The organism is Bradyrhizobium sp. S3.3.6 (assembly GCF_040546905.1).
GTDB lineage: Bacteria > Pseudomonadota > Alphaproteobacteria > Rhizobiales > Xanthobacteraceae > Bradyrhizobium > Bradyrhizobium cytisi.
In genome coordinates this window covers 321,643-342,249 of the sequence record NZ_JBEPOT010000008.1, presented here as the reverse complement: position 1 = coordinate 342,249, position 20,607 = coordinate 321,643, and the positions used below count along the sequence as shown (strand labels likewise).

Sequence of the window (20,607 nt, the reverse complement as noted above, 5' to 3'; positions counted from 1 at the left end):
GCCGCCGGCTCAAAACGTCGGCGGCGTGCAGGCCGAGATCACTTCGCACGGCTTGCCGCCGACGCAGCGGAAGCGATGCGGACGGCGGCTCTCGAAATAATAGGCATCGCCCGGATTGAGGATGCGGCGTTCATCCTCAACAGTTACTTCGAGCTTGCCCGAAATCACGATGCCGCCTTCCTCGCCGTCGTGAACAAGATGCACGCGCCCGGTATCGCTACCGGGCTCGTAGCGCTCCTTCAATATCTGCAGGCTGCGGCCGAACAGATTGTCGCCGACTTGCCGATACGAGATCGGCTTCTTACCGACCTCGGTCAGCTCTTCCGAGCGGTAGAAGATCTTGCGACGGCTCTCCGGCTCCAGCGCGAAGAACTCGGCGAGCCCCATCGGGATGCCGTCGAGGATGCGCTTGAGCGCGCCGACCGACGGGTTCATCTGGTTGGATTCGATCAGCGAAATCGTCGAATTGGTGACGCCGGCGCGCTTGGCGAGCTCCCGCTGCGACAGCTTGTGGCGCGCCCGGATGAATCGCAGCCGTCCACCGATGTCGACGCTCATGCCCAAATCCCTGTTGCAGGTGTTGCGGATCGCGCAAATATGGACCGGCAGCCCCAGTGGAATCAATGGCTTGCAGATCACCAGAAAAGGACTTGTTGCGCTTTGGAAGCCGTGCCTCTGCTGTGCCGTCAGCAAAGGAGCGTGGCCCGTGACCCTTCATCAGATTCCGAACACTATCAAGACCGACTCGTTCTGGATGCCGTTCACGGCCAACCGTCAGTTCAAGAAGGCGCCGCGCCTGTTCTCCTCGGCCGAGGGCATGCATTACACCACCGTCGACGGCCGCAAGGTGATCGACGGCTCCGCCGGCCTCTGGTGCGTCAATGCCGGCCACGGTCGCAAGCAGATCGCCGCCGCGGTCGAGCGGCAGCTGATGACGCTGGACTTCGCGCCGTCATTCCAGATGGGCCATCCGCTGGCGTTCGACTTCGCCGAGCGCCTCGCCGAGATCGCGCCCACGGGCCTCGATCGCATCTTCTTCACCAACTCCGGCTCTGAATCGGTCGACACCGCGCTGAAGATCGCGCTCGCCTATCATCGCGCCAACGGCCAGTCGAGCCGCACCCGCCTGATCGGCCGCGAGCGCGGTTATCACGGCGTCGGCTTCGGCGGCACGTCGGTGGGCGGCATGGTCGCCAACCGCCGCGCCTTCGCCACGCTGCTGCCTGGCGTCGATCACATCCGCCACACCCACGATCTCGGCCGTAACGCCTTCGCCAAGGACCAGCCGGAGCACGGCGCGGAGCTTGCTGATGATCTCGAGCGTCTGGTGGCCTTGCATGGTGCCGAGACCATCGCGGCCGTCATCGTCGAGCCGGTGCCGGGTTCGACCGCGGTGCTGCCGCCGCCGAAGGGCTATCTGCAGCGCCTGCGCGCGATCTGCGACAAGCACGGCATCCTCCTGATCTTCGACGAAGTCATCACCGGCTTCGGCCGCCTCGGCACGCCGTTCGCCGCCGACTTCTTCGGCGTCACGCCTGATATGATGACGACGGCGAAGGGCATCACCAACGGCACCATCCCCTGCGGCGCGGTGTTCGCCAGCCGCAAGATTCACGATGGCATGATGGTCGGTCCGGAGAACCAGATGGAGCTGTTCCACGGCTACACTTATTCCGCGCATCCGACCGCCTGTGCCGCGGGTATCGCCACGCTCGACATCTACAAGGACGAGGGCCTGCTCACGCGCGGTGCGTCGATCGCCGAATATTGGCGCGATGCGCTGCACTCGCTCAAAGGCCTGCCGAATGTCGTCGACATCCGCAATTGCGGCCTGATGGGCGCGGTCGAGCTGTCGTCGCGTGACGGAACGGTCGGTGCGCGCGGCTACGACGTCATGGTCGACTGCTTCAATCGCGGGCTCTACTTCCGCATGAGCGGCGACTCCTTCGCGCTGTCGCCGCCGCTCATCGTCGAGAAGAGCCATATCGACGACATCGTGTCGATCCTGGGCGATGCCATCAAGCGGGTGGCCTGATAATTGCTCCCGCGGTTCACGGAGTTTCTTCTTGCAGCGGCGAACGTGATGCCGCGGGAGTTTGACGAAGCGTGAAAGTTCTGATCCTCGGCAGCGGTGTCATCGGTGTCACCTCTGCCTACTACCTCGCGCGTGCCGGTCACGAGGTGACGGTCGTCGACCGTCAGCCCGAACCGGCGCTGGAGACCTCTTTTGCCAATGCCGGCGAAGTGTCGCCCGGCTATTCCTCGCCGTGGGCCGGCCCCGGCGTGCCGGTGAAGGCGGTCAAATGGCTTCTGATGAAGCACGGCCCGCTGGTGGTCCGGCCGAAGCTCGACCCAGTGATGTGGGTCTGGCTGCTCAAGATGCTGCGCAACTGCACCAGCGCGCGCTATGCGGTCAACAAGAGCCGGATGATCCCGATCGCGGAATACAGCCGCGACTGCCTGCGCGATCTGCGCCGCGACATCGGCATTCAATATGACGAGCGCACGCGGGGCACGCTGCAGCTGTTCCGCTACCAGGCGCAGCTCGACGGCACCGGCGAAGACATCGCCGTGCTCAAGCAATATGGCGTGCCTTACGAAGTGCTGAGCCGCGAGGGCTGCATCGCGGTCGAGCCGGCGCTTGCCGGCGTCAAGGAAAAGTTCGCCGGCGGGCTTCGTCTGCCGCAGGACGAGACCGGCGACTGCCACATGTTCACGCAGGCGCTGGCCAAGCATGCCGAAGCGCTCGGCGTGCGATTCATGTTCAATACCGGCATTGATCGGATCGTCACCGATGGCACGCGCCTCAGCGGTGTCGCGACCAGCGCCGGGATGCTGCAGGCCGACGCTTACGTCCTTGCGCTCGGAAGCTGGTCGTCGCGGCTCGTTGCGCCGCTCGGCATTTCGCTGCCGGTCTATCCGGTGAAGGGCTATTCGATCACGGTGCCGATCAAGGACGCCTCCGGCGCGCCGGAATCGACCGTGATGGACGAGAGCTACAAGGTCGCGATCACGCGCCTCGGCAATCGCATCCGCGTCGGCGGCACCGCCGAGATCTCCGGCTTCTCGACCAAGCTCTATGATGCGCGGCGCGCCACGCTCGATCACTCCCTGACCGATCTGTTCCCGCGCGGCGGCGATCTCTCCAAGGCGACGTTCTGGAGCGGCCTGCGTCCGATGACGCCGGACGGCCCGCCCGTGATCGGCCCGACGCGTTACAGCAATCTCCATCTCAACACCGGCCACGGCACGCTCGGCTGGACCATGTCCTGCGGCTCCGGGCGCGTGCTCGCGGACATGTTGTCGGGCAAGAAGCCGGAGGTGGATGTGAGTACGCTGACGGTGGACCGGTATCAGCACAGGTTTGGATAAGACTCTATCCCCTCGTCATTGCGAGGAGCTCTTGCGACGAAGCAATCCAGACTGCCTCCGCGGAAAGACTCTGGATTGCTTCGCTTCGCTCGCAATGACGATGTGGAGACGCTGCGGTTCTTCTTATCTTCTCCGTGCGCGGTGGTAGTGAGCACGGAGCTACCCTGCGCCCGTTACGCAATTCACCCACAGCACCACGGCCTTCGCATCCCGCGCCGGATTGGAAAACCGGTGCGGCCGGCGGCTCGCGAACCGAAAGCTGTCGCCTGTCTTCAGCGACCACGTCTCGCTGTCCACCGTCAGCATCATCTCGCCTTCGAGCACCAGGCCGGCCTCTTCGCCGTCATGGGTGTAGAGCTCGTCGCCGGTAGAGCCGCCGGGCTCCAGATGCACCAGGAACAGATTGAGCTTGTTGTCGGCACTCGCAGGGCTCAGCAATTGTTTTGAGACGCCGGTGCGCCAGAGTTTGAGTTCGGGCCGCTGCGATCCGCGCGTCACCACCTGATCGGATGTGCCGTCGGCGCTCGGGCTTGCGCCGAACAGCGCGGCGATGCCGACGCCGAGCACGTCGGCGAGCGTGGCCAGCACGCGCAGCGACGGCGACGACAGGCCGCGCTCGATCTGGCTGAGGAAGCCGATTGACAGATCCGTGCGCGCGGCGACCGTCTCCAGCGAGAATTGCCTGATGCGCCTGAGATCGCGAATGCGGCGACCGACAGCAACGTCCATTGCAGGCTCCGCGGGCTTCGCGATAGCCTTGGCCTTCTTCACCGGCTTTGCGGCGGCCGGTTTGCGCATTCTTTTGCCACCGCTCACGTCAAACCGCTTCCTTCATGTGCATGAAAACCGCTTGCATCGCGGGCGAAAGTGTGGCCCAATTTTCATATTAGTGAAAATAGGCCGAAACGGCTCGGCCCGCAATGTCTGCGATGACGGCATTTGCGAGCGCCGCATCGGCCCGGCCCAAAGGGGGATGCGATGAAGCGTTTTGGTCTGGCCGCGGTCGCGGCGCTCGCACTTGCGGCCATCGCGCCGGCTTCGGCGCAGCAGGTGCTGAAGGTCGGCTCGACGCCGACGGGCATTCCCTTCACCTTCCTCGACACCAAGACCAACACCATCCAGGGCATCATGGTCGATCTCATCACCGAGATCGGCAAGGATGCCGGCCTCAGCGTGCAGATCGAGCCGATGCAGTTCTCGGCGCTGATCCCGTCGCTGACCTCGAGCAAGATCGACATCATCGCGGCTGCGATGTTCATCACCGCGCCGCGCAAGGAGGTCGTCGACTTCTCCGACCCGATCTACACCTATGGCGAAGGCCTGGTGGTGCCGAAGGCCGACACCAAGGCCTATGCCACACAGGACGATCTGAAGGGCGAGACGGTCGGCGCCCAGGTCGGCACCGCCTTCGTCGACGCGCTGAAGAAGTCCGGCCTGTTCGCCGACGTCAAGGCCTACGACACCATCCCCGACATCCTGCGCGACGTGAACACCGGGCGCCTCAAGGCCGGCTACGCCGATTATCCGATCCTCGCTTACAATTTGAAGCAGGGCGGCTTCCCCGAGGTGCGTCTCGTCGACGGCTACAAGCCCGTTACCGTCGGCTCGGTCGGCATCGGCGTGCGCAAGGGCGAAGCCGCGCTGCTCGGCAAGATCAACGCGTCGCTGGCGAAGCTGAAGGCCAACGGCACCATCGACAAGATTCTCGGTAAATGGGGCCTGAAGGCACAGGGCTGATGAAAGGTCCATCGAAGGTTGCCCGATGAGAGGCTTCTGGCACGACGCCGTCGAGTTCTTCCCGATCCTGATGAGCGGCGTCGCGCTGACGATCGTCGTCACCATCGGCTCGCTGCTGCTCTCGACGGTGCTCGGCCTGATCTGGGCGATGATGCGGGTCTCCGGCATCAAGGTGCTGTCGATGCTCAGCGCCAGCCTGATCAACGTGATCCGCGGCATCCCGATCATCGTGCTGCTGTTCTATCTCTACTTCGTGATGCCCGATCTCGGCGTCACGCTCAGCGCGTTGCAGGCCGCGATCCTCGGGCTCGGCATCGCTTATTCGGCCTATCAGGCCGAAAACTTCCGCGCCGGCATCGAGGCGATCGACAAGGGACAGATCGAGGCGGCGCAGTCGATCGGGATGGGCTGGTGGGTGACCATGCGCCGCGTGGTGCTGCCGCAGGCAGTGCGCATCGTGCTGCCACCTTACGGCAACGTCATGATCATGATGCTGAAGGATTCCTCGCAGGCGTCGACCATCACGGTCGCCGAGCTCGCGCTTCAGGGCAAGCTGATTGCGTCATCAACCTTCAAGAACACCAACGTGTTCACGATGGTGGCGCTGATGTACCTCACCATGAGCATTCCGCTGATCCTGCTGGTTCGCCACTTCGAGAAGCGGGCGGGCAAGAAATGATCGAGCTCACCGACGTCCACAAGAGCTTTGGCCAGAACGAGGTGCTCAAGGGCATCACCGCGAACGTTGAGAAGGGCGAGGTGGTCTGCATCATCGGTCCCTCAGGTTCGGGCAAGTCCACCATTTTGCGCTGTATCAACGGACTTGAAAGCTACGATCGTGGTGAGATCAACATCGAGGGCCTGAAGGTCGACCGCGATGCGGCCTCGATCGTGAAAGTCCGCACCCAGGTCTCGATGGTGTTCCAGCGCTTCAACCTGTTCCCGCATCGGACGGTGCTCGAAAACGTTGTCGAGGGGCCACTCTTCGTGAAGAGGGAGCCGCGTGTCCAGGTGCTCGAGCGCGGCCGCGCACTGCTTGCGCAAGTGGGCCTGGCCGAGAAAGCCGACGCGCATCCGCCGCAGCTTTCCGGCGGCCAGCAGCAGCGCGTCGCGATTGCGCGGGCCCTGGCGATGCAGCCGAAGGCGATCCTGTTCGACGAGCCGACCTCGGCGCTCGATCCGGAGCTCGTCGGCGACGTCCTCGGTGTGATGCGCAAGCTCGCCGACGACGGCATGACCATGGTCGTCGTTACCCACGAGATGGGCTTTGCCCGCGACGTCGCCGATCGCGTGCTGTTCATCGATGGCGGCGTCATCGTCGAGCAGGGGCCGGCCAAAACACTGCTGAACCAACCCCAGCATTCGCGCACGCAGGACTTTTTGCGCCGCGTCCTGCATCCGCTCTGACCGGATTTCGCCATGACTACGCGCCTGCCTCTGCCGCCCTCGCTCTATGCGGACACCGCTGTCGCGCCGGTGGCCACGCCGCCGCTCGACGCGGACAAGACCGTCTCCGTCGCGATCGTCGGCGGCGGCTATACGGGGCAGTCCACGGCGCTGCATCTGGCGGAGCAGGGGGTCGGGGCGCTGGTGCTGGAGGCGCAGGAGCCGGGTTGGGGCGCGTCGGGCAACAATGGCGGCCACACCAATCCGGGATTGAAGCACGATCCCGATCAGATCGAGGCGGATTTCGGCGCGGAGCTTGGCCGCCGCATGATCGAGTTTGCCTATGGCACGACGAACTTCACGCACGATTTGATCCGGCGCTACCAGATCCCCTGCGAGGCGCGGCAGAACGGCACGCTGCGCGCGGCCTATAATGAGGCCAGCGCCGCCGCGATCGAGAAGACCGCACAGCAATGCATCCGCCGCGGCATGCCGGTGTCGTATCTGAACCGCGAGCAGCTGCGCGAGATGACCGGCACGGATCGCTACATCGGCGCCATGCTCGACACCCGCGGTGGCGACCTGCATCCGCTCAGCTACGCCCGAGGCCTCGCGCGCGCCGCGATCTCCGCCGGCGCGAAGGTTTATGGCGAGACGCCGGCGCTATCACTCCGGCGCGACGGCAGCCGCTGGCGCATCGAGACGCCGCGCGCGGTCGTGCATGCTGATAACATATTGCTCGCCACAAACGGTTTCACTGACGATCTCTGGCCCGCACTCCGCCGCACCATCGTGCCGGTATTCTCTTCGATCGCAGCCACCGCGCCCCTTTCGGACGATGTCGCGCGCTCGATCATGCCGACGCGTCCCGTCCTCTACGAGAGCGGCCACATCACGGTGTATTACCGCATCGATCAGCAGAACCGCCTCTTGATGGGCGGCCGCGGACCGATGCGCTGGATCAATTCGCCGAACGACGTCGCCTATCTCGTCCGCTACGCCGAGCGGCTCTGGCCACAGCTCAAGGGCGTGGCCTGGACCCACGGCTGGAACAGCCGGCTCGCGATCACCAAGGACCATTATCCGCATGTGCATGAGCCGGCGGAGCACATCCTGATCTCGCTCGGCTGCAACGGTCGCGGCGTCGCGCTCTCGACCGCGATGGGCGCGCAGCTCGCACGCCGTTTGATCGGCGGAGCCAAAGCTGAGATCGATATGCCCGTCACCGGTATCAAGCCGATCCCGATGCACGCGTTCTGGCCGGTCGGGGTGACGACTGCGGTGATCACGGGCCGCGTGCGCGACCGGCTGGGGATCTAGCTTTCCGCCACCGCGTCGGCCCAGGGCTGGAAGATCTCGACTGCGCCGGAATTGATGTCGCCGTCGCGCATCACAACGCTCGGGCAGGCGAACTTCATCGGCAGGGTCTGCACCGGCGCTTCCTTGTAGTCGAAGCGTGCGGCAAGCGCCTTGCGTACATCCGCAGGCAGCCGCGTGTCGCCGAGCACGAGCGCGCCTTCGCTACAATCGATGCGGGGCTGATGGATGGCGGCATCGAGGTCCATGTCGAAATCCATCGCAAAGGACACGAGCTGCATCACCGAAGGCAGGATGCGGCGGCCGCCGGAAGCGCCAACTGCGAGGCGCTTGCCGTCCTTGGTCTCGGCAATAACAGGTGTGTAGTTGGTGAGGCAGCGCTTGCCGGGGGCGAGCGAGTTGGTGGTAGCAGGCGTCGGATCGAACCACATGATCCCGTTGTTCATGGGAATACCGGTGTGCGGCGTCACATATTTCGAGCCAAAGGACGAGAGCAGCGTCTGCGTCACCGCGGCAATGTTGCCGTCTCGGTCCACCACGGAGAAATGCGTGGTGCAGGCCGGCGCCAGATATTCGGCGCCGAGCGCGCGCTTGCCGTCGGCATCGCCCATGTCCTTGAGCCGCTCGCGATAGGCTGCCTGCAAGGCGAGCGCATATTCGACATAGGCGGCCGCATCTGGCGTGCCGGCCGGCTTCAGACCTTGCTGCAGCAGGCGCAACGCATGCGCCATGGTCGGCCCGGCCGTGAGCTCGGGGGTCGCATACACCTTGCCGCGGCGATAGGGGATCGCCAGCGGCTCGCGCAGATGTGCGCGGAACGCGGCGAGGTCCTCGACCGACAGCGAGCCGCCATCGGCCCTGATGTCGGACGCGATGCTCTTGGCGAGATCGCCCTGATAGAAGTCGCGCGGTCCGGCTTCGGCGAGGTGCAACAGCGTCGCCTTCAAATTGTCCTGCGGTAGCCGGATCTCAGCCTCGATGCTCCAGGGCGGGCTCGGGGGCAGGCCGTCCTGCAAAAACATTGCCGCGCTCGCGGGATAGCGCCGAAGATCTGCCGCCGAGCCCGCGATCGTCAGCGCGGTCCACCAGTCGGCCAGCAGGCCCTCGCCGGCGAGCGCCGCAGCCGGAGCGACCAGGTCTTTCCACGTCATCCGGGCGTGTCGACGGTGCGCCTCCTCCATGCCGGCGACGACACCTGGCACGGCGATCGCGCCGGGGCCGTGAACGTTGCGGTCGTCCTTCACCCGCGGCCACGGAAACAGGTCGGAAGCGGCGCGTTCTCCGGTGATGGGATAATCGGCCGCACGCAGGCTTTGCGGTGCGCACATGCCATAGTCGATCACCTCGTAGCGATTTTCCTTGGCGCGGTAGAGCACCATCGCGCCCCCGCCGCCGATGCCGCTGTTCCAGGGCTCCAGAACATTCAGCGCAAAGGTGGTCGCCACGATCGCGTCGACGCAGTCGCCGCCCGCTGCCAGCACCTGCGCTCCCACCTCGGCCGCCCGCCGCGATTGCGAGGCGACAATGCCGCCCTTGGAGGTGACGGCGGGTTTGCGGACGGTTTGGTTGAGGCTGAACTGATGAGGCATGAGTCGTTTTGTGTCTTCGGTTATCGTTGCTTCGCGCGCGCTGACAATGGCACATCGCCTTCAACGAGAACATCCACTGGGAGGAACGACATGGCAGGTGTGAAACAGGCGCGGGTTGGCGCCGTCGGGATATTGACGCTCGACGAGCCGGAGAGCCTGAACGCAATGACGCCGGTCCTGCTCGGCGCGCTTGCCGGTCGCGACGCGCGCACTGGTCGAGGAGAGCGAGCATACCAGCTACGAGGCGCAGTTCCGCCGCGAGATCGAACTTCAGGCCATCATCGGCACAAGCCGCCGACGCTATCGAAGGCCGCAAGGCCTTCGTCGAGAAGCGCAAGGGGAAGTTTACGGGGAAGTAGGCGAGAAGGAGCGGGCTGCGCTCAGAGCTCGCGGTTCAGCCGGCTGGCCTGATATTTGGCGTGCCATTTTGGGCCAGGGCCGCGCATGTAGTAGAGCTCGGGGCGGTAGGGGTTGCCTGCGATCCGCACCAGCTTCTGCCATTTGGTGGCGACGAAGGTGAGGGGCTGGCGGAGCAGAGTCAATGACGCGAGCAGCATGGCATCACCTCAGTGCGGCTTGCCGAGCATGGCGGTGAAGGGAAGATCGAAAATCTCCTCGCCGTCGTCGTCGCTGATATGGATCACCCAATCACGCCAATCCTCGGCGCCGGGCGTCTCGATCATCGCGCGCATGATCTGGGCGGCGCGGTCGCGCGCCTCGGTCAGGTTGGCGACTGCCGTGCCGTAACGATCGATCAGCGTGCCTTCGGCATTCGAGCAGTGGAAATACATCTGAACCATGCACGCCTCCTCTGGAAAGCGATTTGGACGGCATATCGATACCACCCGAACAGAACGAAAAATATTCGGGCCAAGCCCGGTAAGGGAATCTACGGAGATTGGTCGGCACCACGCGCCTTGCGGGTTTGATCACAGGCGGGTGATGTTCAACTGGACGGCGCCTGGCGGGCATGGAACAACCTTCGACCGAACGTCCGGGAGGCCCAGTGAATCATCTCACATTCCAGGTTGGACGCCGAAGCTTGTGCGTAGGTGTCGTCGCCTTTGCGGCAGTCCTGCACGGCTTTGGCTCACTGGCTGCGTCCGATCCCGTGAGGAAAAGCGGCTACGCGGTGGGAACGGAGACCTGCGGCAGCGGCGATCTCGCCTTTCCCAAGGTCCAGATCGATATGAAGGCCGGCTTTTGCGCCGGCCTCGTCGCCAGCGAAGAGGACCATCTGAAATTTCCGCGGTCGATCATCCAGGTGCCCGGCCGGGAACTGTTCGTGGTCGCCGACATGGGCGGCTGGGGCCATACCGATGGCCGGCTGCTGCTGCTCGACCCGCACGCTGCCCAGGGGCAGCGCTTCAAGGAGCTCCTGACCGGGGTCGAATATCCGTTCGGCCTCGTGATCGGTCCGGACACGAAGCTCTACGCCTCGACCGCCGAGACCATCTTCCGCTTCGATCCGCTCGCGGACAATCCGCGCGGCACGGTCGAGACCATCATTCGTCACATGCCGGGCCGCCGCATCACGCTGCCCGACGGCACCAGGCTCGACGAAAGCGCGCACCCGCTCAAGCAGTTCGTGTTCGATCGCAACGGGCGGCTGTTCGTCAATGTCGGCGCCCACAGCGACGATTGCATCACGCCGGCGCCGATCACGAGACCTTGCGCGGCGGCCGAAGGTTCTTCCGCCATGGCTGCGATCTGGCTGTTCACGCCGCCGTCGGGGGGCGTCTTCCCGGCGTTGAAGCCGAATGATCCCGATCCGCCGCATACGGTCTACGCGCGGGGCCTGCGCAACTCGATGGCGCTGGCGCTGCACCCGAACTTTCCCGATGCCGGTTACGCGTTCCTGCAAGGCGAGAACGGCCGCGATCTGCCCGATATCTTCAAACCGAACGAAGAGATCAACGCGATCGAGCAGGGCAGGCATTATGGCTGGCCCTATTGTTACGATCTGTCGACGCCGAGTCCCGAGTTCAAGCGCGTGCTGCAATCCGGCGTCTATAAATCGCTTTGCACGGCGAACGCGCTTTACAAGCAGCCGTTCTCGCTGCTGCCGCCCCATGCTGCGCCGCTCGCGATGCTGTATTATCACGGCGCCAAATTTCCGGAGCTCGAAGGCAAGCTGCTGGTCGGCCTGCACGGTTATCGCCCGACCGGCAGCCGCGTGCTGATCTACGACGTCGACGACCACGGTTTTCCAAAACCCGCGCCGGCGCCGGTGCGCTACCACGTCAGTTGTGCGGCCGATCCGACCCACAATTTTCAGACCGACGCCGGAGATGTCGCCGCCGCGCCGTTCGAGGAGTTGATCGCCGGCTGGCACCGCGTCAATGGTGCGCGGCCGCAAGGCGCGCCGGTCGGCATCACGGTCGCAGAGGACGGTGCGATCTGGCTGGTCGAGGACAAGAACCAGACGATCATCCGCATCGATCGCGCCGCGGGCGATGCGCCGCCGCCGCTGCCCTGCGACACGCGCAGCCAGGCGCTGATCGACCAGCTCGCCACCTTCGTCGCCAGGGATGCGCAAAACAAGATCCGGCTCACCACGCTGCGCAAAAACCTCGTCGAAAAGCACTGCGTCGGCTGTCACTCCGATTTCGGTCTGAAGGCGGGGCAGTCGGACGCCGATAAGGACGCGACCGTGCTCCGTTTCATGTTGTCGCAGGATGGCTGGATCTATCCGGGCGATCCGGAGTCCGGCAAGCTGCGCACGCGGCTGCGCGGCATTGGCGCGGAGAAGCTGATGCCGCCGGGCGGCGAGAGCCTGCCGAAGACCGAGCCCGGTTATGCGGCTCTGCTCACGGCTGCGGATCACCTCGTTGCCAAGATGGTTCCGGGAACGCCGATGCGCATCAAGCTCGGCCTGCCGCAGCGCAAGTTTTATGGCAAGGCGAACAAGGAATGCGGCGAAATACCGGCCGCCAAGGTCGTTGTCGTGACACAAAGGAACGCTGTAGACAAACCGGGCTTCAGCCGCTTCTTCCGGCCGGCCGATCCCTATCTGAATGGCGAGTGCAGCGACGACGATGGCTATTACATCCGGCAGGAATTCCTGGTGCCTGTGCAGTAGCATCCTGCTCGTCGTCGCCACGCCGCTCGTCGCAGCCGAGACGAAGCTGTTCGAAAGCGTGCAGGTGACGCCGGCCAGCGAATATACGTTCGGCATCGAAGGGCCTGCCGCCGATCTCGATGGCAACCTCTTCGTCGTCAATTTCGGCAAGCCCGGCACCATCGGCCGATTACCCGCAGGCGGTGCGGCGTCGGAGGCCTTCACGGCGCTTCCCGAGGGCAGCGTCGGCAACGCCATCCGCTTCGATCGCAACGGCACGATGTTCATCGCCGACTACAAGAAGCACAACATTTTTGCGATCCCGAAGGGTAGCGCCGAGCCCGGCGTCTGGTTTCACTCCGACGAGATGAACCAGCCCAACGACATCACCATCGCCCGCGACGGCACGATCTATGCGAGCGATCCGAACTGGAAAGGTCGCGAAGGCCACGTCTGGCGCATTGCGAAAGCCGCCGATGGCACGGCGCAGGGACAGGTCATGTCAGCACCACGCGCGATGGGCACCACCAACGGCATCGACCTCAGCCCCGACGGCAACACGCTCTATGTCGGTGAATCCAGCAGCGGCCAGGTCTGGTCCTACACCATCCACGGCAGCGAGCTGGCCGACGCAAAGCTCGTCAAGGCGTTCCAGCCCGACACCATCGACGGCCTGCGTACCGATATCACCGGCCGCCTCTATGTCGCGCGCATCCTCAAGGGGACGATCGCGCTGATGAAGCCCAACGGGGCGGTCGAGCGCGAGATCGCGCTGAGGGCCAAGGAGCCGACCAATCTCGCCTTCGGCGGCAGCGACGGCAAAACCGTCTTCGTCACCCAGCGTCAGGGCGGCTTTATCGAATCCTTCCGCACCGACCAGCAGGGCCGCGAGCACTGTCTCCAGCGCGGGCGCTGCTGAGCATCAGACGCGATCTGTCGTTGGCGCAGGGCCGTGCCGTGAAGACGGCATTCTTCTTGCTTGCATCTGGCCGCCGCAGGGATTTAGACATCTGCGGGCATCGTCAATGCGACCACGGAGTATCGAGTGAAAGCCGTCCATACCGAACTGCACCGCAGCCACGATCCGCAATTCTTCCTGGTTCGCGGTGTCGTCAAGCGCACCACCGAGCAGCCTGAGCGCGCAGACCGCCTGCTCAAGGGTCTGAAGGACGGCAAGCATCAACTGGTCGAGCCGACGACATTCGGCCAGGGCCCGCGCGCGCGCATTCACAGCCCCGAATATCTATCGTTCCTGAGTGAAGCCTGGGACGCCTGGAAAGCACTCGGCGATTCCGGCCCGGAGATGATCGGCAACATCCATCCCGTGCGACATGCCGCGACCTATCCCACCCACATTGTCGGCAAGCTCGGCTGGCACACCGCCGACACCGCGGCGCCGATCGGCCCGGGCACCTGGGACGCGGCCTGCGCCGCGACCGACGTCGCGGTCACGGCGGCGCAGATGGTGATGGACGGCGAGGACGCGACCTACGCCCTCTGCCGTCCGCCCGGCCATCACGCCTATCGCGACATGGCCGGCGGCTTCTGCTTCCTCAATAACAGCGCGATTGCCGCGGCCCATCTGCGGCTCAAGCACGAGCGTGTCGTCATTCTCGACGTCGACGTCCACCACGGCAACGGCACGCAAGGCATTTTTTACGCGCGGCCGGACGTCTACACGGTTTCGATCCACGCCGATCCGATCGCGTATTATCCCTATGTGTGGGGCTATGCGCACGAGCGCGGCGAAGGTCCAGGCCTCGGCACCAATCTCAACATTCCGCTGGCGATCGGCACCGGCGATGACGGCTATATCCAGGCGATGGATGTCGCGCGCAAGGCGATCGAAGCCTTCGCGCCCGGCGCACTCGTGATCGCGCTCGGCCTCGACGCCTCCGAGCACGATCCATTGAAGGGCCTCGCCGTCACCACGCCCGGCTTCCGCCGCATCGGCCAGGCCATCGCGAAGATGGGCCTGCCGACCGTGTTCGTGCAGGAAGGCGGTTATCTCTCGGATATTCTGGGTGCGAACCTGACTTCAGTGCTGGCAGGATTCGAAGAGGCGCGGTGATTGTCTCGCCCTAATCCTTGAACAGGATCTGCTCCAGCAGGTCGATCCGGCTGATCCGGATGGAGCTGCCGTCGATGGCGATGATGCGGCGGTTCTGGAAGCGCTTGAGCATCATCGTGACCCATTGCCGGGTCGAGCCGACCATGGCCGCGATCTGGTCATGGGTGATCTTGCGGTTGATGACGACGGTGTCGCCATCGGCAATGCCGTGCAGCTCCGACAAGGTGAGCAGGAACTGCGCCAGCCGCTCGATCACCGATCGCGTGCCGAGGATCTGTGCCATCGAGGAATAGCATTTGCCCTTGGCGATGAGGCCGTCGATCAGCGCCAGTGCGAATTGCGGCATGCCGGTCAGGAGCTTCTCGAGCGCCGGGCCCGACAGCGCCGCGATCTCACAGGCCTCGATGGCGATGCCCGACCACATGTGAATGCCGCCACCGGAGATCTCCGGACCGCCGATGAAATGTCCCGGCGTCCAATAGGCGAGCGTGATCTCGCGGCCTGACGGTGCCGTGTAGTAGACCCGCACCTGGCCGCGGCGGATGATGAAGATGCCGTCGTGGCCGTCGCCCTGGCTGAACACCATCTCGCCCTGCGGCACCGTGATCGTGCGGCCGGCCGCATGCACGCGCGCCTGTTCCGGCGCGGACAAGCGATCGAGGAAATGCGCGCCGGCATTCAAGCCGTCGATCGTCTCGCTCATGAACAGCGCCGAGCTTGTGGTCGTCGTACGTGCGCTGCGGGACCGCCGCGACTTCTCGCGGCCGGGCCAGTCGAACCGCACGCCTGCATGTGGCCGCTGGGCAAAAGCGGCAGGCTCGGTCACGGCAGCTTCCTTGAGAATGGTCATCCCAATCCTTAGCTCAACGAGGTCTTGCAAACAGGTAAGTGCGGAGATGGTGCGATGTCCATCTCTTTGCGATCGTTCCAAATCACATAGCAAAGCTTGATATGCGCGCCGAGCGGAGACGAAACGATTCCTCTGTCGATTGCATGGTCCTGAGAAAATCCTTTGCGCCGGCGCGCGACGGAATCATGACGCCAGCGCTCTATGCTCGCGATGCAAGTAATTGCTTCAACCGCTGCGTCGCGCCTTCGATAGTGACGGTTCGCGTCGCTGCCGGCATGGATCCGGCCTGCCGAGGACAGTTCGATGATCGATTTCAGCTCTTTGAGACTCAGTGCGGCCGTCGTGGTCATGACCGTCGCCATGTTCGGACCGTCGCGGGCGGAGACGATCCGGGTTGCGGTCGGGACGCAGGATACGACCATCAACTGCGCGACCGGCGGGCTGCTCATTCGCGAGCTCAAGCTGCTGGAGAAGTTCCTGCCTCGTGACGGCAAGTACAAGGATGTGACCTACGACATCCAGTGGAAGAATTTTACGAGCGGCGCGCCGCTCACCAACGAGATGGTCGCGGGCAAGCTCGATTTCGGCGCGATGGCGGATTTTCCGGGCTCGCTGAACGGCGTTGCGTTCCAGAAGGCCGGGCGTCGCAGCCTGTTTATCAGCGTGCTGTCCGGCAGCACCAAGGGCAGCGGCAACGGAATCGTGGTGCCGTCGAGCTCGCCGGTGCAGTCGCTCGATGAGCTCAAGGGCAAGACCATCTCCGTTCCCTTTGCCTCGACCTCGCACGGCATGCTGCTCCGCGCCATTGAGGCCAAGGGCTGGAATCCCCAGACCGACGTCAACATCATCACGCAGGCACCGGAAGTCGCCGGGCCGGCCTTGCAGGCCAATAAGATCGAGGCACATGCCGACTTCGTCCCGTTCGCTGAGCTGTTTCCGTGGCGCGGCTTTGCGCGCAAGATCTTTGACGGTGCACAGGCCAATGCACCAACATTCCACGGTTCACTCGTCGACGCTGACTACGCCGAAAAATATCCGGAGATCGTGGTCGCCTATTTGCGTGCTGCGCTCGAGGCGGATCGCCTGATCGCGGAGGAGCCGGAGAAATATAGCGAGCTGATCGCGAAGGTGACCGGCATCGAGGCGGAGGTCGACTACCTCTTCCACGGTCCGCTCGGTCTTCAGACCCGCGATGTCACCTGGAAGCCGGAATACTGCCAGGCGGTCGCCACCTCGATCAAGACGCTGAAGCTGCTCAAGCGCGCGGACAGCGATCTCGATATCAACCAGTTCGTCACCGACAAGTATATTCGCATTGCAGCGGCACAGGCCGGCCGCGACTATGACGCCGGGCTGACAAACTATGCGCAGCTTCCGCTTCGCGCCAAGGATGCGGCGACGGGCGCTGAGATCAGCGACTTCAGTCGCGTGGCACAGATCTGGGTCAAGGATGAGCCGCATGTGCGCCACTACGCCTCGCCCGAGAACGCGCTGAAGGCGCTCGCCGGACTCGAGAAGGACGGCAAGACCGCCCGCGTCGTCTATGCGCAGGATCGCGAAAGCGGCATCAAGCTGTTCGCAAACCAGGCGTGGTTCGTGCGCTCCCAAAACGGTGAGCTGAATGCGTTCCTGCTCAAGGAGGGGGCCGAGCGCTGGTCGAAGCAGCATGGCGGGACGGTGCTCGACTTCGCCGCTGCGCGCGAATCCTTGGTCGCGAGCCGGTAGGGCCATGGCGATCGCTCAACCGGCGCGGCCTGCGGGCATCCGATGGGTGGTCCGCGGCCTTTCGATCCTGGCCTGCATCACGCTGTGGCAAGTCGCATCAGTGATGCATCTCAATCTGGGGATCGTCACCTTCCGCAACGTGCCGCCACCGGTCGAGGTTGTTGAGTCTGCTGTCGCCCTGTTTCGTTCGCCGAAGCTGGCGGCGCATATCACCAGCAGCGTCTGGCGCGTGTTCGCGGGCTATGGGGCGGCGGTGGTGATCGGCGCGGTCCTCGGCTTTGCGATCGGCCGGTCGCGCGCTGCGAGTGACCTCTTGCTGCCGCCGCTGGAATTGCTGCGGCCGATTCCGGCTGTGGCGTGGATACCGCTGTCGATCCTGATGTTCCCGTCGTCCGAGCTGTCGATGATCTACATCACCTTCATCGGTGCGCTGTTTCCGATTGTGCTGAACACGGTCCACGGTGTTGCGAATGTCGATCGCCGGCTGGTCGCGTCCGCGCGCAGCCTGGGCGCCGGCGAGTTGGCGATCCTGAAGGAGGTGGTGCTGCCGGACGCCGCGCCCAGCATTGTCACCGGTCTTGCGATTGGCATGGGCACCTCGTGGTTCTGCCTTGTCACCGCCGAGATGATCTCGGGCCAGTTCGGCATCGGCTATTACACCTGGGAGGCCTACACGCTTCAGAACTATGCCGACATCATCGTCGGCATGCTGGTCATCGGCCTGCTCGGGATGGGCTCCAGCTGGCTGTTGACGACGGCCGGACGGCTCGCGATGCCCTGGCGCAGCCCGAAGGTGGCGCGATGAACATTCGGGTTGCGGATATCGGCACGCAAAGCGTCGGTCGTATCGACATCGCTGAAGTCTCGATCTCGCTCGGAGAGGGGATCGATGCGTTCGAGGCGGTGAGCGGGCTCGATGTCTCGATCTCGCCGGGCGAGCTCGTCTGCATTCTTGGGCCTTCCGGCTGCGGCAAGTCCACGCTGCTCGGCGCGCTGGCCGGACATCTGCCGATCACGGCAGGCCGGCTCACGGTCGACGGACAGACGGTCGCGGGTCCGAGTCCGGACCGCGGCATGGTGTTTCAGCAGCACACGTTGTTTCCGTGGAAGCGAGTGCGGGACAACGTAGCCTTCGGCCCGAAGATGCGGGGCCTTGCAAAAGCCGAGCGCAATCGCGCGGCGGATGCAATCCTGAAGCTGGTCGGTCTGTCCGGCTTCGAGGCATTTTACCCGGCGCAGCTGTCGGGCGGCATGCAGCAGCGTGTCGAGATCGCGCGGGTGTTGATCAACCAGCCGCGGGTGCTGCTGATGGACGAGCCCTTCAGCGCGCTCGACGCGCAGACGCGCGGCATGATGCAGGAGGTCCTGCTCGATATCTGGGGCAAGATCCCGACCACCACGGTGTTCGTCACCCACGACATCGACGAGGCGCTGTTCCTCGCCGATCGCATCGTCGTGATGAGCGCAAGGCCTGGCCGGGTGATCGAGGACATCGTGCCGCCGTTTGCTCGGCCACGGAGCCAGGATCTCGTCACCGAACCCGAGTTCGTGCGCCTGAAGCGTCATGTCATGCAGCTTCTGCGGTGGCCGGAAGGCAGCGAGCCGATGGCGCGGCTCAGCCCGCTGGGCGTGCCGACCTAGAATAGTTCGCTCGCCCTCAACGCCTTGCAGACGTGCTGCATCTCGGTCTCGTCCGCAACCATGTCGAGCATGATCGTGGTGAGGCCCTTCGCGGCAAACTCCTTCAGCTTCGCGCCGATCTCGGCATGGCTGCCGACGAGATAGGGGCAGTCGGCCTGGAAGGTGAGGAACGGCAAGAGCCAATAGCCATTGTCGTGGAGCTCGCCGGTCTGGCCTTCGTACAATCGTCGCTTCCAGACGGAATCTGAATTCTCCACCGTAAGCGCGAGCAGCTCGCGGTTATCAGGGTTGTCGCGGAAGCGGGCCTTCGCCGCCTGCCGCGCCTCCTCGCTGCTCTCGCGCGCGAAGATGCCAAAATTCATTCCGGGGGCGTTGAGACCGCGATCGAGTTCGGGCGGGAGCATCTGCATCTTGATGCAGCCGGTCTCCTCTGCGACGCGCCGCGCCGCTTCCGATTGCCCCGCGATCAGGAATTCCGGCATCAGCTCGGCCGGCAAGCGCGGCCGGAGTTGCAGATTGCTGGCGCGGTAGAACCGACCCTCGAGATTGACCGGGCGCTGGCTCGCGAGCAGCTCGCGCATCAGTGCGACGAACTCGCCGAGCCGGACATAGCGGTCGGCATGCGGTTGCTCGTCGCCAAGTCCCTCCAAGTCGCTGATTGCGGTCCCTGTGATCATGTTGAGATAGACCTTGCGGCCGTAGAGCTGCGCAAAGGACGACACGAACTTCGCCGCTGTGAACGGGTGCATGTAGACCGGATTGACGGCGATCAGCGGCGAAGATCGCGTCGTCGCGGCCAGGATGTGCTGGGCCATCGCCCAGGGCTCGACGAAGACGTCATTGCCTTCGAACAGCAGAATGCCTTCGAAACCGTTGCGGTCGGCGAACTCCGCCACCCGCATCAGCTCGCCGACATATTTTTGGGGATCGCGGTTGCGCGAGATCGCGGGAAAGACGCGCAGCCGCGCCGGAATCATTCCGCCGCTTCCCGGAGCGGCCAGGCGTTGCGGGTGATGCGAAGGCCGCCGGCCGCACCGGAGCCGTCGGCGATCGCCAGGCGATGCGAGGGCGAGGGCGAGCACAGCGAGAAGTGCCAACCTGCCGGATCGTCGGAGATATCGGGCTTGAAGCTGATCTCGATCGCCTCTCGCGACACCTGCATCGCGAATGCGTCGAGCGGCAGGTTGAGCCCAAAACCCCTGGCTTTCAGATAGGCTTCCTTCAGCGTCCAATAGTCGAAGAAGCGCTCGATCGCGGCGGGCTCCGGCAGTCCGCGCAGCGTCTCGACCTCCTCCGGCGCAAAGAAGCGAAGCGCGGTGGAGAGTGGCGCGACGCGCCGCGACACGGTCTCGACGTCGACGCCGACGGTCTCGTGCTTCGAGACGACGCAAGCTACGCAGCCGTCGGCATGGGACAGGCTGAAATGCAGTGCCGTCGAAGTCGCGGGCGCCGCGACAAAGGGCCGCCCGTAGCGGCCGGTCGAAAACGACCAGTCGGTCGGCTCGATCTCGGGGGCCGCGTGCGAGAGCGCCAGGCGCAACATCGCGTGCGCGAAGATATATTGCCGCTGATGCCGCTCGAACATGAAGCGGTCGGCGCGTATCCGTTCGTCGACGGAGAGCAGCCGCCGGCACGATTCGACCGCGCCCGGCGTCTCGATGCTCTCGATCAGTCCGACAAACAGTTCAATTTCGTCGTCTGCCATCAATTGGGCCCATAGCGTCAGGCGGAGGCCAAATCCGGCCCTGACCGAAGAATCAACCAAACAGGAAGCAACTGAGCCGACCGCTTCTAGCGGTCCACTCAGGCAAATTCTTGTCGATTGCTGGCCGGTTTACAGGTTCAAGCTTGTGCGAGA

The 20,607-nt window shown here is 64.4% G+C and carries 21 protein-coding genes; 12 read left to right on the top strand and 9 right to left on the bottom strand.

The window, feature by feature from the left end; all coding sequences use genetic code 11:
- Nucleotides 1-9: 9 nt before the first annotated feature.
- Nucleotides 10-558 (bottom strand): cupin domain-containing protein, encoded by a 549-nt coding sequence (locus ABID59_RS24100; protein ID WP_148753305.1) that lies wholly within the window; start codon nt 556-558, stop codon nt 10-12.
- Nucleotides 559-706: 148 nt separating this feature from the next.
- On the opposite strand from ABID59_RS24100, the gene aptA reads away from it, so the two are divergent.
- The gene (gene aptA / locus ABID59_RS24095) at nt 707-2,035 is read left to right on the top strand and encodes an omega-aminotransferase AptA (RefSeq protein ID WP_354085030.1); all 1,329 of its coding nucleotides are present in this window, start codon (nt 707-709) and stop codon (nt 2,033-2,035) included.
- Between the two features lie 71 nt (nt 2,036-2,106).
- A complete protein-coding gene (locus ABID59_RS24090; RefSeq protein ID WP_354085029.1) occupies nt 2,107-3,372 on the top strand; it encodes a D-amino acid dehydrogenase in 1,266 nt (421 codons plus the stop codon).
- Nucleotides 3,373-3,531: 159 nt separating this feature from the next.
- Here ABID59_RS24090 and ABID59_RS24085 read toward each other — a convergent pair whose 3' ends face one another.
- The gene (locus tag ABID59_RS24085; RefSeq protein ID WP_354085028.1) at nt 3,532-4,170 is read right to left on the bottom strand and encodes a helix-turn-helix domain-containing protein; all 639 of its coding nucleotides are present in this window, start codon (nt 4,168-4,170) and stop codon (nt 3,532-3,534) included.
- Nucleotides 4,171-4,350: 180 nt separating this feature from the next.
- Here ABID59_RS24085 and ABID59_RS24080 point away from each other — a divergent pair, with 180 nt between their 5' ends.
- Genes ABID59_RS24080 through ABID59_RS24065 form a run of 4 tightly spaced genes read left to right on the top strand, consistent with a single transcriptional unit; the run spans nt 4,351 to nt 7,815 of the window.
- The gene (locus ABID59_RS24080; RefSeq protein ID WP_148753309.1) at nt 4,351-5,109 is read left to right on the top strand and encodes an ABC transporter substrate-binding protein; all 759 of its coding nucleotides are present in this window, start codon (nt 4,351-4,353) and stop codon (nt 5,107-5,109) included.
- Nucleotides 5,110-5,134: 25 nt separating this feature from the next.
- Complete coding sequence (locus ABID59_RS24075) at nt 5,135-5,788, top strand: amino acid ABC transporter permease (RefSeq protein WP_148753310.1); 654 nt, start codon at nt 5,135-5,137, stop codon at nt 5,786-5,788.
- A complete protein-coding gene (locus ABID59_RS24070) occupies nt 5,785-6,516 on the top strand; it encodes an amino acid ABC transporter ATP-binding protein (RefSeq protein ID WP_148753311.1) in 732 nt (243 codons plus the stop codon). The genes ABID59_RS24075 and ABID59_RS24070 overlap by 4 nt, the downstream gene beginning before the upstream one ends.
- Nucleotides 6,517-6,528: 12 nt before the next feature.
- Complete coding sequence (locus ABID59_RS24065) at nt 6,529-7,815, top strand: NAD(P)/FAD-dependent oxidoreductase (protein WP_354085027.1); 1,287 nt, start codon at nt 6,529-6,531, stop codon at nt 7,813-7,815.
- On the opposite strand, the gene ABID59_RS24060 is transcribed toward ABID59_RS24065, so the two are convergent.
- The 3 genes from ABID59_RS24060 to ABID59_RS24050 all read right to left on the bottom strand — a co-directional run bounded on the left by ABID59_RS24060 (nt 7,812) and on the right by ABID59_RS24050 (nt 10,201).
- The gene (locus tag ABID59_RS24060) at nt 7,812-9,401 is read right to left on the bottom strand and encodes a gamma-glutamyltransferase family protein (protein ID WP_148753313.1); all 1,590 of its coding nucleotides are present in this window, start codon (nt 9,399-9,401) and stop codon (nt 7,812-7,814) included. The genes ABID59_RS24065 and ABID59_RS24060 overlap by 4 nt on opposite strands.
- A gap of 380 nt (nt 9,402-9,781) precedes the next feature.
- A complete protein-coding gene (locus tag ABID59_RS24055; protein ID WP_187435082.1) occupies nt 9,782-9,958 on the bottom strand; it encodes a hypothetical protein in 177 nt (58 codons plus the stop codon).
- Between the two features lie 9 nt (nt 9,959-9,967).
- Entirely contained in the window at nt 9,968-10,201 is a 234-nt protein-coding gene (locus ABID59_RS24050; protein WP_187435083.1) for a DUF6894 family protein, read from the bottom strand.
- A 206-nt stretch (nt 10,202-10,407) separates the two neighbouring features.
- Here ABID59_RS24050 and ABID59_RS24045 point away from each other — a divergent pair, with 206 nt between their 5' ends.
- From ABID59_RS24045 to ABID59_RS24035, 3 genes are all read left to right on the top strand, one after another.
- A complete protein-coding gene (locus ABID59_RS24045; protein WP_502916825.1) occupies nt 10,408-12,483 on the top strand; it encodes a PQQ-dependent sugar dehydrogenase in 2,076 nt (691 codons plus the stop codon).
- Nucleotides 12,440-13,381: an SMP-30/gluconolactonase/LRE family protein gene (locus ABID59_RS24040; RefSeq protein ID WP_354085026.1), complete on the top strand. Its 942-nt coding sequence runs from the start codon at nt 12,440-12,442 to the stop codon at nt 13,379-13,381. Before ABID59_RS24045 ends, ABID59_RS24040 begins: the two co-directional genes overlap by 44 nt.
- A 126-nt stretch (nt 13,382-13,507) precedes the next feature.
- Nucleotides 13,508-14,533: a histone deacetylase family protein gene (locus ABID59_RS24035; protein WP_354085025.1), complete on the top strand. Its 1,026-nt coding sequence runs from the start codon at nt 13,508-13,510 to the stop codon at nt 14,531-14,533.
- A 10-nt stretch (nt 14,534-14,543) separates the two neighbouring features.
- Here the strand turns inward: ABID59_RS24035 and ABID59_RS24030 are convergent, their stop codons facing one another.
- A complete protein-coding gene (locus ABID59_RS24030; RefSeq protein WP_354085024.1) occupies nt 14,544-15,383 on the bottom strand; it encodes a Crp/Fnr family transcriptional regulator in 840 nt (279 codons plus the stop codon).
- Nucleotides 15,384-15,391: 8 nt separating this feature from the next.
- Nucleotides 15,392-15,733 carry a hypothetical protein gene (locus ABID59_RS24025; RefSeq protein ID WP_354085023.1) on the bottom strand — a complete coding sequence of 114 codons (342 nt, stop codon included), beginning with the start codon at nt 15,731-15,733 and terminating at the stop codon, nt 15,392-15,394.
- Between ABID59_RS24025 and ABID59_RS24020 the strand changes: the two genes are divergently transcribed.
- Genes ABID59_RS24020 through ABID59_RS24010 form a run of 3 tightly spaced genes read left to right on the top strand, consistent with a single transcriptional unit; the run spans nt 15,732 to nt 18,749 of the window.
- On the top strand, nt 15,732-17,108 hold the full coding sequence (locus ABID59_RS24020) for an ABC transporter substrate-binding protein (RefSeq protein WP_354085022.1): 1,377 nt from the start codon (nt 15,732-15,734) through the stop codon (nt 17,106-17,108). The genes ABID59_RS24025 and ABID59_RS24020 overlap by 2 nt on opposite strands.
- A gap of 4 nt (nt 17,109-17,112) precedes the next feature.
- Nucleotides 17,113-17,913 carry an ABC transporter permease gene (locus ABID59_RS24015; RefSeq protein WP_354085021.1) on the top strand — a complete coding sequence of 267 codons (801 nt, stop codon included), beginning with the start codon at nt 17,113-17,115 and terminating at the stop codon, nt 17,911-17,913.
- Nucleotides 17,910-18,749 carry an ABC transporter ATP-binding protein gene (locus ABID59_RS24010; protein ID WP_148753321.1) on the top strand — a complete coding sequence of 280 codons (840 nt, stop codon included), beginning with the start codon at nt 17,910-17,912 and terminating at the stop codon, nt 18,747-18,749. The genes ABID59_RS24015 and ABID59_RS24010 overlap by 4 nt, the downstream gene beginning before the upstream one ends.
- Here ABID59_RS24010 and ABID59_RS24005 read toward each other — a convergent pair.
- Nucleotides 18,746-19,726: an LLM class flavin-dependent oxidoreductase gene (locus tag ABID59_RS24005; RefSeq protein ID WP_354085020.1), complete on the bottom strand. Its 981-nt coding sequence runs from the start codon at nt 19,724-19,726 to the stop codon at nt 18,746-18,748. The genes ABID59_RS24010 and ABID59_RS24005 overlap by 4 nt on opposite strands.
- On the bottom strand, nt 19,723-20,454 hold the full coding sequence (locus ABID59_RS24000) for a 4'-phosphopantetheinyl transferase family protein (protein WP_354085019.1): 732 nt from the start codon (nt 20,452-20,454) through the stop codon (nt 19,723-19,725). The genes ABID59_RS24005 and ABID59_RS24000 overlap by 4 nt, the downstream gene beginning before the upstream one ends.
- Nucleotides 20,455-20,607 lie beyond the last annotated feature (153 nt).

What these genes read in the sequence shown, in the direction of transcription:
- ABID59_RS24100 (WP_148753305.1), bottom strand. Translation starts at nt 558, where the DNA reads ATGAGCGTCGACATCGGTGGACGGCTGCGATTCATCCGGGCGCGCCAC.
- ABID59_RS24085 (WP_354085028.1), bottom strand. Translation starts at nt 4,170, where the DNA reads ATGCGCAAACCGGCCGCCGCAAAGCCGGTGAAGAAGGCCAAGGCTATC.
- ABID59_RS24080 (WP_148753309.1), top strand. Translation starts at nt 4,351, where the DNA reads ATGAAGCGTTTTGGTCTGGCCGCGGTCGCGGCGCTCGCACTTGCGGCC.
- ABID59_RS24075 (WP_148753310.1), top strand. Translation starts at nt 5,135, where the DNA reads ATGAGAGGCTTCTGGCACGACGCCGTCGAGTTCTTCCCGATCCTGATG.
- ABID59_RS24070 (WP_148753311.1), top strand. Translation starts at nt 5,785, where the DNA reads ATGATCGAGCTCACCGACGTCCACAAGAGCTTTGGCCAGAACGAGGTG.
- ABID59_RS24065 (WP_354085027.1), top strand. Translation starts at nt 6,529, where the DNA reads ATGACTACGCGCCTGCCTCTGCCGCCCTCGCTCTATGCGGACACCGCT.
- ABID59_RS24060 (WP_148753313.1), bottom strand. Translation starts at nt 9,401, where the DNA reads ATGCCTCATCAGTTCAGCCTCAACCAAACCGTCCGCAAACCCGCCGTC.
- ABID59_RS24055 (WP_187435082.1), bottom strand. Translation starts at nt 9,958, where the DNA reads ATGCTGCTCGCGTCATTGACTCTGCTCCGCCAGCCCCTCACCTTCGTC.
- ABID59_RS24050 (WP_187435083.1), bottom strand. Translation starts at nt 10,201, where the DNA reads ATGGTTCAGATGTATTTCCACTGCTCGAATGCCGAAGGCACGCTGATC.
- ABID59_RS24040 (WP_354085026.1), top strand. Translation starts at nt 12,440, where the DNA reads ATGGCTATTACATCCGGCAGGAATTCCTGGTGCCTGTGCAGTAGCATC.
- ABID59_RS24030 (WP_354085024.1), bottom strand. Translation starts at nt 15,383, where the DNA reads ATGACCATTCTCAAGGAAGCTGCCGTGACCGAGCCTGCCGCTTTTGCC.
- ABID59_RS24020 (WP_354085022.1), top strand. Translation starts at nt 15,732, where the DNA reads ATGACCGTCGCCATGTTCGGACCGTCGCGGGCGGAGACGATCCGGGTT.
- ABID59_RS24025 (WP_354085023.1), bottom strand. Translation starts at nt 15,733, where the DNA reads ATGACCACGACGGCCGCACTGAGTCTCAAAGAGCTGAAATCGATCATC.
- ABID59_RS24015 (WP_354085021.1), top strand. Translation starts at nt 17,113, where the DNA reads ATGGCGATCGCTCAACCGGCGCGGCCTGCGGGCATCCGATGGGTGGTC.
- ABID59_RS24010 (WP_148753321.1), top strand. Translation starts at nt 17,910, where the DNA reads ATGAACATTCGGGTTGCGGATATCGGCACGCAAAGCGTCGGTCGTATC.
- ABID59_RS24005 (WP_354085020.1), bottom strand. Translation starts at nt 19,726, where the DNA reads ATGATTCCGGCGCGGCTGCGCGTCTTTCCCGCGATCTCGCGCAACCGC.
- ABID59_RS24000 (WP_354085019.1), bottom strand. Translation starts at nt 20,454, where the DNA reads ATGGCAGACGACGAAATTGAACTGTTTGTCGGACTGATCGAGAGCATC.